Source organism: Pseudomonas sp. C5pp, from assembly GCF_000814065.1.
GTDB lineage: Bacteria > Pseudomonadota > Gammaproteobacteria > Pseudomonadales > Pseudomonadaceae > Aquipseudomonas > Aquipseudomonas asiatica.
Genome location: NZ_JWLN01000026.1, coordinates 87,714 through 97,533, shown reverse-complemented (window position 1 = coordinate 97,533; position 9,820 = coordinate 87,714). Strand labels below are relative to the sequence as shown.

Below are 9,820 nucleotides of genomic sequence, written 5' to 3'. Positions count from 1 at the left end.
CGCGCTGACTTGTGCCTGGAGATTGCTGAAAGAGGCGAAGACGGTTCTACTGAGAAATTGCCTTCGGCCATAGAATCTCCCACAGGCTCCCCACAATCTTCAGAATTTGTGGGGGCCTGTGCGAAGGTCGTGGATCAGGCGCGCGAGTCGCGCACCATGTCCACGTGCGGGATGCCGGCTTCGAGGAACTCTTCGCTGACTACGCGAAAGCCCAGCCGCTCGTAGAACGGCGTGGCGTGCACCTGGGCACTGAGCATCTGCTGCTTCAGGTCGCGGTTCTGTGCTTCGACAATCACCGCGTTCATCAGCGCGTCACCCACCTTCAGCCCGCGCCAGTCCTTCAGCACCGAGACCCGGCCAATGGTGCCGTCAGGCAGCAGGCGCGCGGTGCCGATCGGGTAGTCGCCTTCCAGGGCCAGGAAGTGCGCGGCGGTCGGGTCATCCGAATCCCACTCCAGTTCTGGTGGAACGTGCTGTTCGGCAATGAACACCGCTTCGCGGATGCGGCGGATGTCGGCGTTGTCCTTGTGCCAGTCGGCGAGGCGCACACGAATCTTATTCATTGGCGAATCCCAGGCTTCCTTGTTTGACCAGCTGCTGTACCAGCATAAGGCCATCTTCATCCTGCAGCCATTCGCCCAGGTTGTCGATGTGCAGGGCGTCGGCCGCGCAAACCAGCTTCAGCAGCTCGCGCAGTTTGCCCGGCAGCGGGCAGCTGCGGCCGCTGGCGAACAGCAGCAGGTCTTCTTCGAACTCCGACCAGGCCAGGCGCGCGCTCGGGTTGCGGATCAGGATGGCGCCTTGTTCCAGGGCATCGATCAGTTCTTCCTCGGACAGCTCTTCACCGACGATCTGCTCGGGGTAGCGCGGCTCGGTCATGAACTGGCCGAACCAGGTCAGCAGCAGGTCCTTGTCGCCCATGTGCTTGTCGAGCAGCGCCTTGAGGCGGTCGAGGGCATCGTGCTGGATCTGGTGCGGGTCACTGACCGGCTGGGCGTCGGCGTCGCTGTAGCGTTCTTCATCGGGCAGGAACTGGCCGAGGAAATCGGTGAAGTGGGTCAGCACTTCGGCGGCGCTTGGCGCGCGGAAGCCTACCGAGTAGGTCAGGCAGTCGTCCACGGCCACGCCGTAGTGGGCCAGGCGTGGTGGCAGGTAGAGCATGTCGCCCGGCTCCAGGGTCCACTCATCGCTCTGCTCGAAGTCGGCGAGGATGCGCAGGTCGGCGTGCTCCAGCAGCGAGCTGTCGCTGCTGCACATCTGGCCGATTTTCCAGTTGCGCTGGCCGTGGCCCTGCAGCAGGAACACGTCGTAGTTGTCGAAGTGCGGGCCGACGCTGCCACCAGGGGCGGCGAAGCTGATCATCACGTCATCGATGCGCCAGCTGGGCAGGAAGCGGAAGTTTTCCAGCAGTTCGGCTACTTCCGGGACGAACTGGTCCACGGCCTGCACCAGCAGGGTCCAGTCCTTTTCCGGCAGCTCGGCGAAGGTATCTTCGGTGAACGGGCCGCGGCGCAGCTCCCACGGGTGCGCGCCGTGCTCGAGCACGATACGCGACTCTACTTCCTCTTCCAGGGCCAGGCCGGCCAGCTCGTCGGGGTCGATCGGGCTGATGAAGTCCGGGAATGCCTGGCGCACCAGCAGCGGCTTCTTCTGCCAGTAGTCGCGCATGAATTCGCGGGCCGAGATGCCGCCGAGCAGCTGCAGTGGAGTATCAGGATTCATGTTCAACCTATTGAAAAAATGTAATTTTCGTCCGGGAATAAAAACGCCCGGCCAGGCCGGGCGTTGAACGCGACGGTCAGCTTAGATGCGTTTGGCCTGTGCTGCCGCGTTGCCGATGTAGGTAGCAGGGGTCAGCTGCTTGAGCTCGGCCTTGGCTTCGGCTGGCATGTCCAGGCCGTCGATGAAGGTCAGCAGCGCTTCTGGGGTGATGCCCTTGCCACGGGTCAGCTCTTTGAGCTTCTCGTAGGGGTTTTCGATGTTGAAGCGGCGCATCACGGTCTGGATCGGCTCGGCCAGCACTTCCCAGCAGGCGTCCAGGTCGGCGGCGATGCGGGCTTCGTTGACTTCCAGCTTGCCGATGCCTTTCAGGCTGGCTTCGTAGGCGATGACGCTGTGGGCAAAGCCCACGCCCAGGTTGCGCAGCACGGTGGAGTCGGTCAGGTCACGCTGCCAGCGCGAGATCGGCAGCTTGCTGGCCAGGTGCTGGAACAGCGCGTTGGCGATACCCAGGTTGCCTTCGGAGTTTTCGAAGTCGATCGGGTTGACCTTGTGCGGCATGGTCGACGAGCCGATTTCGCCGGCAACGGTCTTCTGCTTGAAGTAGCCCAGCGAGATGTAGCCCCACACATCGCGGTCGAAGTCGATCAGGATGGTGTTGAAGCGGGCGATGGCGTCGAACAACTCGGCGATGTAGTCGTGCGGCTCGATCTGGGTGGTGTACGGGTTGAACTGCAGGCCCAGCTCGTCTTCGATGAAGGCGCGGGCGTTCTGCTCCCAGTCGATCTGCGAGTAGGCCGACAGGTGGGCGTTGTAGTTGCCCACGGCGCCGTTGATCTTGCCCAGCAGCGGTACGGCGGCAACCTGGGCGATCTGGCGCTCCAGGCGGTACACAACGTTGGCCAGTTCTTTACCCAGGGTGGTCGGCGAAGCCGGCTGGCCGTGGGTGCGCGACAGCATGGGCACGTCGGCGTGGGCGTGAGCCAGGGCGCGGATGGCGTCGGCGATCTGGCGCATCAGCGGCAGCAGCACTTCGTCACGGCCGGCGCGCAGCATCAGGGCGTGGGACAGGTTGTTGATGTCCTCGCTGGTGCAGGCGAAGTGGATGAACTCGCTGACCTTGGCCAGCTCAGGCAGCTTGGCGGCCTGCTCCTTGAGGAGGTATTCGATCGCCTTGACGTCGTGGTTGGTGGTGCGCTCGATTTCCTTGACGCGTTCGGCGTGCTCGAGCTTGAAGTCGGTGGCCAGGCTGTCCAGCAGGGCGTTGGCTTCGGCGGAGAACGCCGGCACTTCGCCGATCTGCGGGTGGGCGGCCAGGCGCTGCAGCCAGCGCACTTCGACCAGGGCGCGGAAACGGATCAGGCCGAATTCGCTGAAAATGGGGCGCAAGGCCTGGGTTTTGCCGGCATAACGGCCGTCTACAGGGGAAACCGCAGTGAGCGAAGAGAGCTGCATGGGGTGTTCTCGGACAGTCAGGCTTTTGGAAGGGCGCATATCATACATGAATTTCGCGCCCGAGTCGGGTGGCTGACCAAAGGTCGGGCCATAAATCAGCTGTGGCATTGTGCATTGCCTGTTCTGGCCCTATCACCAGCAAGGCAGCTCCCGCAGGTACTGCACCGGTCTTGAGCACAGTGCATATCCTGCGGGAGCTGGCTTGCCGGCGATGAGGCCGGAACTGTCAAACCCCTGTCAGGAGGGGCTGCGCATCATGTCGTACAGTTCGTTCAACAGCTTGCGCCGGCTGAATACCAGCTGCCAGCGGTGCCCGCCCAGCTGGCGCCACAGGCGTGCGGCGCGGATGCCGGCCAGCAGCAGGGCGCGGATTTTCGAGGCATTGCTGGCCTGCTGCAGGAAGCGCATGTCGCCATGCACCTGGATGCGCTGGCGCAAGGTGCTCAGGGTGTCCTGGTACAAGGCTCCGCTGGAAGCGATGACGTTTTCATGAACCAGGCCAAAATGCTCGGCCTGGGACTGGATTTGCGGCAGGCGGTTGCCGATGGTGTCGAGCAGGTCGCCGCGCTTGTTCAACTGGCGTTCAAGGCCCAGCATCGACAGGGCGTAGCGCAGTGGCTCGCGCTGCAGGCTGCTGGGGTCGCGCTCCAGCGCACCGACCAGCGCGCGATAGCCGTCGCGCAGGTTCAGGTCGTCACCGCCGAAAACTTCCAGGGTGTCCTTGGGGTCACGGACCAGCAGGCTGCCCAGCATGCAGCCGATGTTGGCCTCGCTGGCCTGGCCGGTGCGGGCGATGCGGTCGACCAGTACGGCGGCCTGGAACACACCGCCCAACGCAATCAGCTGCTCCTGCAGGTTGCTCATGCGCGCGGGCTCCACGGCTCGGCAGCTTCGATCACGCCGCCGCCCAGGCACACTTCGCCGTCGTAGAACACCACCGACTGGCCCGGGGTGACGGCGCGTTGCGGTTCGTCGAACACTGCGCGGTAGCCGCTTTCGGTCAGCTCCAGGGTGCACTGCTGGTCGCTTTGGCGGTAACGCACCTTGGCGGTGAGCTGGCGTGGGTTGCTGAGGTCGACCGGGTTGACCCAGAAAATTTCCGAAGCGAGCAGGGCGCGGGAGAACAGCCACGGGTGTTCATTACCCTGGCCGACCACCAGCACGTTGCGGGTCAGGTCCTTGTGCAGCACGTACCACGGCTCGTCACCGGCGTCCTTCAGGCCGCCAATGCCCAGGCCCTGGCGCTGGCCGATGGTGTGGTACATCAGGCCGTGGTGGCGGCCGATCACTTCACCGTCGGTGGTCTCGATGTTGCCCGGCTGGGCCGGCAGGTATTGCTTGAGGAAGTCGCTGAAGCGACGCTCGCCGATGAAGCAGATGCCGGTGGAATCCTTTTTCTTGGCGGTGGCCAGGCCGTGCTTTTCGGCAATGGCGCGTACTTCGGGCTTTTCCAGCTCGCCAACCGGGAACAGGGTACGTGCGATTTCCTTGCCGCCGACGGCGTGCAGGAAGTAGCTCTGGTCCTTGTTCGGGTCCAGGCCCTTGAGCAGCTCGGTGAGTTCACCGGTGTCGCGGCGGCGCACGTAGTGGCCGGTGGCGATCAGGTCGGCACCCAGCGACAGGGCGTAGTCGAGGAACGCCTTGAACTTGATTTCGCGGTTGCAGAGGATGTCCGGGTTGGGCGTGCGGCCGGCCTTGTACTCTTCGAGGAAGTGCTCGAACACGTTGTCCCAGTATTCGGCGGCGAAGTTGGCGGTGTGCAGCTTGATGCCGATGCGGTCGCACACGGCCTGGGCGTCGGCCAGGTCTTCACGGGCGGTGCAGTATTCGGTGCCGTCGTCTTCTTCCCAGTTCTTCATGAACAGCCCTTCCACCTGGTAGCCCTGCTCCATGAGCAGAAGGGCGGAGACGGAAGAGTCCACGCCGCCGGACATGCCGACGATGACGCGGGTCTTGGCGGGGTCTTTGAGTGCTGGGCTGGTCATGGGTACCGGTGTGTATCAAAGGGGGAAAAACGCCAATTCTATCAAACCTGCGGCGGCGCGTCAGTCGCGCAGCAGGTCGAGGCTGTGCAAGGGGCCTTTGAGGTAATCGTCGAGACAGCGTGGCACCAGTTCGCTGCGCCAGCGGGCGGGGTCGGCCAGCAGTTCGTCGCGGGTCAGCCACACGGCGCGGACGATGTCGCTGTCCAGTGCCAGGTCGGCGTGATGGCGCACGGGGCGGGCGGCGAAGCAGACGCGCTGGTAGGTCACGCCGTTGCTTGGGGCGGTGTACAGGTAGATGCCGACCACGCCGGTGAGCTCGACTTCCCAGGCGGTTTCTTCGAGGGTTTCGCGCAGGGCGGCCTGGGGCAGGGTCTCGTTGGGTTCGAGGTGGCCGGCGGGCTGGTTGAAGACGTGCTGGTTGGCTTTGAACTCTTCGACGAAAAGGAACTTGCCTTCGTGTTCGACGATGGTGGCGACGGTGATGTGGGGTTGCCAGGTCATGAACAGCTCCTTAGAGGCCTGCACAGCCCTTGTGGGAGCGGGTTTACCCGCGAATGCGTCAGTGGATTCGCCATCGCATTCGCGGGTAAACCCGCTCCTAAAGAGTCCGCGCTGGCGGCCAGAAATCGTTTATCCAGAAAGCACAAACCCCGGTGCGTGGCCGGGGTTTGTGCTGTTACTTCAAGCGGACCTTACAGGGCGGCAATGGCGCTGTTCAGGGTCTGGCTTGGGCGCATCACCTTGGCGGTCAGCTCGGCATCCGGAGCGTAGTAGCCACCGATGTCGGCCGGCTTGCCCTGGACGGCGTTGAGCTCGGCGACGATGGTCTCCTCGTTCTCGGTCAGGGTCTTGGCCAGTGGTGCGAAGCGTGCCTGCAGGGCAGCGTCGTCGTTCTGCGCAGCCAGGGCCTGGGCCCAGTACAGGGTCAGGTAGAAGTGGCTGCCGCGGTTGTCGATACCGCCCACTTTGCGCGAAGGCGACTTGTTGGTGTCGAGGAACTTGCCGGTGGCCTGGTCCAGGGTATTGGCCAGCACTTTGGCGCGCGGGTTGTCGTAGGTGTTGCCCAGGTGCTCCAGGGAAGCGGCCAGGGCCAGGAATTCACCCAGCGAGTCCCAACGCAGGAAGTTCTCTTCCACCAGCTGCTGCACGTGCTTCGGTGCCGAACCGCCGGCGCCGGTTTCGAACAGGCCACCGCCGTTCATCAGCGGCACGATCGACAGCATCTTGGCGCTGGTGCCCAGTTCCATGATCGGGAACAGGTCGGTCAGGTAGTCGCGCAGCACGTTGCCGGTCACCGAGATGGTGTCCTTGCCTTCGCGGATGCGGGCCAGGGAGAACTTGATGGCGTCGACCGGTGCCAGGATGCGGATGTCCAGGCCGGTGGTGTCGTGATCCTTCAGGTACTTCTGCACCTTCTCGATCATCACGCCGTCGTGGGCGCGGGCCGGGTCCAGCCAGAACACTGCAGGGGTGTTGCTCAGGCGGGCACGGTTGACGGCCAGCTTGACCCAGTCCTGGATCGGCGCGTCCTTGACCTGGCACATGCGGAAGATGTCGCCGGCTTCGACGTTCTGCTCGAGAACGACCTGGCCTTTGCTGTCGACCACGCGCACGACGCCGTCGGCCTTGATCTGGAAGGTCTTGTCGTGGGAGCCGTATTCTTCGGCCTTCTGTGCCATCAGGCCGACGTTTGGTACGCTGCCCATGGTGGTCGGGTCGAAGGCGCCGTTGGCCTTGCAGTCTTCGATGGTGGCCTGGTAGATGCCGGCGTAGCAGCGGTCCGGGATGATCGCCTTGGCATCCTGCAGTTCGCCAGCGGCGTTCCACATCTTGCCCGAGTCACGGATCATGGCCGGCATCGAGGCGTCGACGATGACGTCGCTCGGCACGTGCAGGTTGGTGATGCCTTTGTCGGAGTTGACCATGGCCAGGGCCGGACGCTGGGCGTACAGGGCCTGGATGTCGGCTTCGATCTCGGCCTGCTTCTCGGCTGGCAGGTCCTTGATGCGGGCGTACAGGTCGCCGATGCCGTTGTTGGCGTTGAAGCCTACTTCAGCCAGGGCGGCGGCGTGCTTGGCCAGCACGTCGTTGTAGAACTCTTCGACGATGACGCCGAACATGATCGGGTCGGAGACCTTCATCATGGTGGCTTTCAGGTGTACCGACAGCAGCACGCCGGAAGCCTTGGCATCGGCGATCTGCTCGGCGATGAAGGCTTTCAGGGCCTTGCGGCTCATGGTGGCGCAGTCGATGACTTCGGCAGCTTTTACCGCAGTCTTTTCTTTCAGTACGGTGGTGTTGCCGTCTTTGCCGACCAGCTCGATGCGCAGGCTGTCGTCAGCTTCGATCAGTGCGGCTTTCTCGCTGCCGTAGAAGTCGCCCTGGGTCATGTGGGCAACGTGCGACTTGGAGTCGGCAGCCCAGGCGCCCATCTTGTGCGGGTGCTTGCGGGCGTAGTTCTTGACCGACAGCGGCGCGCGGCGGTCGGAGTTGCCTTCGCGCAGGACCGGGTTCACGGCGGAACCTTTGATGCGGTCGTAGCGGGCGCGGGATTCTTTCTCTTCCGCGGTGGCCGGCTCGTCGGCGTAGTCAGGGATGTTGAAGCCCTTGCCTTGCAGTTCCTTGATCGCGGCTTTCAGCTGCGGTACCGAGGCGCTGATGTTCGGCAGCTTGATGATGTTGGCTTCCGGGGTGGTAGCCAGCTGGCCCAGTTCCGCCAGGTGATCGCCTACTTGCTTCTCTGCGCCCAGTTGCTCCGGGAAGGCGGCGAGGATGCGGCCAGCCAGGGAGATGTCGCGGGTTTCGACGGCGATGTCAGCCGAAGCGGTGAAGGCTTCGATGATTGGCAGCAGCGAGTAAGTGGCGAGGGCGGGGGCTTCGTCGGTGAAGGTATAGATGATCTTGGAACGGGTGGGCATGCGGGTTAACTCTCTGTGTGCTGAGCGTGCTCGAGTCTCGTGGTGCGCAGGGTAGGCGCATCGCCCTGGCAGCGCCATGAGCGGAAAGTCGAGAGGCTGCGAGCGGTGATGGTGGATGCATCAGTCGAGCGTCAAGTGCTGAGCTGCGGTAACAACCCAGGCTTTATGGCCAGGCTTTGTGTCCATTCATGGCCAAGGGCGGTCCGCATTTTTCCAAGGGATCGCCCCGATGACCCTTCGGTCGCGGCGGAGTATACCAAACCATTCGGGCTAATCAGCAAGGCCAAGTGATATCGGCCCATTTATAAGACCAAAGACTAAGCGGCAATGTGGTGGGTTGTCGCATGCCTTGCAGGTCGGCAGATGTGGTTTAGGCTCAGTGGATCGCATGATGTCCAATCACACCCGACAGCGGAGTAGTGCAAGCATGGGATACCAGAAAATCAAGGTTCCGACCGACGGCACCAAGATCACCGTCAATGCCGACCATTCGCTCAACGTTCCTGACAACCCGATCATTCCCTATATCGAGGGCGACGGGATTGGCGTCGATGTCTCGCCGGTAATGATCAAGGTGGTCGACGCCGCCGTGCAGAAGGCCTACGGCGGCAAACGCAAGATCGCCTGGATGGAGGTGTACGCCGGCGAAAAAGCCACCCAGGTGTACGACCAGGACACCTGGTTGCCGCAGGAAACCCTCGATGCCGTGCGTGATTACGTGGTGTCGATCAAGGGGCCGCTGACCACCCCGGTGGGCGGCGGTATCCGGTCGCTCAACGTGGCCTTGCGCCAGCAACTGGACCTGTACGTGTGCCTGCGCCCGGTGCTGTGGTTCCAGGGGGTGCCCAGCCCGGTGAAGAAGCCAGGCGATGTGGACATGGTGATCTTTCGCGAGAACTCCGAGGATATCTATGCCGGCATCGAGTGGAAGGCCGGTTCGCCCGAGGCGAACAAGGTGATCAAGTTCCTCAAGGAGGAAATGGGCGTTACCAAGATCCGCTTCGACCAGGACTGTGGCATTGGCGTCAAGCCGGTGTCTCGCGAGGGCACCAAGCGCTTGGTGCGCAAGGCCCTGCAGTATGTGGTGGATAACGACCGCGAGTCGCTGACCCTGGTGCACAAGGGCAACATCATGAAGTTCACCGAGGGTGCCTTCAAGGACTGGGGTTATGAAGTGGCGCGCGACGAGTTCGGGGCCGAGTTGCTCGATGGTGGCCCGTGGATGAAGTTCAAGAACCCCAAGAGTGGGCGCGAGGTCATCGTCAAGGACGCCATCGCCGACGCCATGCTGCAGCAGATCCTGCTGCGCCCGGCCGAGTACGACGTGATCGCCACCCTCAACCTCAACGGTGACTACCTGTCCGACGCCCTGGCGGCGGAAGTGGGTGGTATCGGCATTGCGCCGGGTGCCAACCTGTCCGATACCGTGGCCATGTTCGAGGCCACCCACGGCACCGCGCCCAAGTATGCCGGGCAGGACAAGGTCAACCCGGGTTCGGTGATCCTGTCGGCGGAGATGATGCTGCGGCACATGGGCTGGACCGAGGCGGCAGACCTGATCATCAAGGGTACCAACGGCGCGATTGCCGCCAAGACCGTGACCTATGACTTCGAGCGCCTGATGGACGGCGCCACACTGGTGAGCAGTTCAGGCTTTGGCGATGAAATGATCAAGCATATGTAGGGCAATGGAAAACCGGCCGCTTCCATTAAAGTAGCGGCCGGCTTGTTCGTATACCGGCA

8 protein-coding genes are annotated in these 9,820 nt (G+C 63.1%); 1 reads left to right on the top strand and 7 read right to left on the bottom strand.

Annotated elements, in window-relative coordinates; all coding sequences use genetic code 11:
• Window positions 1–134: 134 nt before the first annotated feature.
• From RR51_RS20310 to RR51_RS20280, 7 genes are all read right to left on the bottom strand, one after another.
• Entirely contained in the window at window positions 135–563 is a 429-nt protein-coding gene (locus RR51_RS20310; RefSeq protein WP_003258855.1) for a GNAT family N-acetyltransferase, read from the bottom strand.
• A complete protein-coding gene (locus RR51_RS20305) occupies window positions 556–1,722 on the bottom strand; it encodes a ribosomal protein uL16 3-hydroxylase (protein WP_013973298.1) in 1,167 nt (388 codons plus the stop codon). The genes RR51_RS20310 and RR51_RS20305 overlap by 8 nt, the downstream gene beginning before the upstream one ends.
• Window positions 1,723–1,803: 81 nt before the next feature.
• Window positions 1,804–3,174 carry an adenylosuccinate lyase gene (gene purB / locus RR51_RS20300; RefSeq protein WP_013973297.1) on the bottom strand — a complete coding sequence of 457 codons (1,371 nt, stop codon included), beginning with the start codon at window positions 3,172–3,174 and terminating at the stop codon, window positions 1,804–1,806.
• 237 nt (window positions 3,175–3,411) lie between these two features.
• On the bottom strand, window positions 3,412–4,038 hold the full coding sequence (gene hflD / locus RR51_RS20295; protein WP_015270973.1) for a high frequency lysogenization protein HflD: 627 nt from the start codon (window positions 4,036–4,038) through the stop codon (window positions 3,412–3,414).
• Window positions 4,035–5,159 (bottom strand): tRNA 2-thiouridine(34) synthase MnmA, encoded by a 1,125-nt coding sequence (mnmA, locus tag RR51_RS20290; RefSeq protein ID WP_039614508.1) that lies wholly within the window; start codon window positions 5,157–5,159, stop codon window positions 4,035–4,037. The genes hflD and mnmA overlap by 4 nt, the downstream gene beginning before the upstream one ends.
• Window positions 5,160–5,219: 60 nt before the next feature.
• Window positions 5,220–5,660 (bottom strand): NUDIX hydrolase, encoded by a 441-nt coding sequence (locus tag RR51_RS20285; RefSeq protein ID WP_023662388.1) that lies wholly within the window; start codon window positions 5,658–5,660, stop codon window positions 5,220–5,222.
• A gap of 191 nt (window positions 5,661–5,851) precedes the next feature.
• Window positions 5,852–8,077 carry an NADP-dependent isocitrate dehydrogenase gene (locus tag RR51_RS20280; RefSeq protein ID WP_013973293.1) on the bottom strand — a complete coding sequence of 742 codons (2,226 nt, stop codon included), beginning with the start codon at window positions 8,075–8,077 and terminating at the stop codon, window positions 5,852–5,854.
• Between the two features lie 427 nt (window positions 8,078–8,504).
• Here RR51_RS20280 and icd point away from each other — a divergent pair, with 427 nt between their 5' ends.
• Window positions 8,505–9,761 (top strand): NADP-dependent isocitrate dehydrogenase, encoded by a 1,257-nt coding sequence (gene icd, locus RR51_RS20275; RefSeq protein ID WP_013973292.1) that lies wholly within the window; start codon window positions 8,505–8,507, stop codon window positions 9,759–9,761.
• Window positions 9,762–9,820: the final 59 nt, after the last annotated feature.

What these genes read in the sequence shown, in the direction of transcription:
- RR51_RS20305 (WP_013973298.1), bottom strand. Translation starts at nt 1,722, where the DNA reads ATGAATCCTGATACTCCACTGCAGCTGCTCGGCGGCATCTCGGCCCGC.
- mnmA (WP_039614508.1), bottom strand. Translation starts at nt 5,159, where the DNA reads ATGACCAGCCCAGCACTCAAAGACCCCGCCAAGACCCGCGTCATCGTC.
- purB (WP_013973297.1), bottom strand. Translation starts at nt 3,174, where the DNA reads ATGCAGCTCTCTTCGCTCACTGCGGTTTCCCCTGTAGACGGCCGTTAT.
- RR51_RS20280 (WP_013973293.1), bottom strand. Translation starts at nt 8,077, where the DNA reads ATGCCCACCCGTTCCAAGATCATCTATACCTTCACCGACGAAGCCCCC.
- icd (WP_013973292.1), top strand. Translation starts at nt 8,505, where the DNA reads ATGGGATACCAGAAAATCAAGGTTCCGACCGACGGCACCAAGATCACC.
- hflD (WP_015270973.1), bottom strand. Translation starts at nt 4,038, where the DNA reads ATGAGCAACCTGCAGGAGCAGCTGATTGCGTTGGGCGGTGTGTTCCAG.
- RR51_RS20285 (WP_023662388.1), bottom strand. Translation starts at nt 5,660, where the DNA reads ATGACCTGGCAACCCCACATCACCGTCGCCACCATCGTCGAACACGAA.
- RR51_RS20310 (WP_003258855.1), bottom strand. Translation starts at nt 563, where the DNA reads ATGAATAAGATTCGTGTGCGCCTCGCCGACTGGCACAAGGACAACGCC.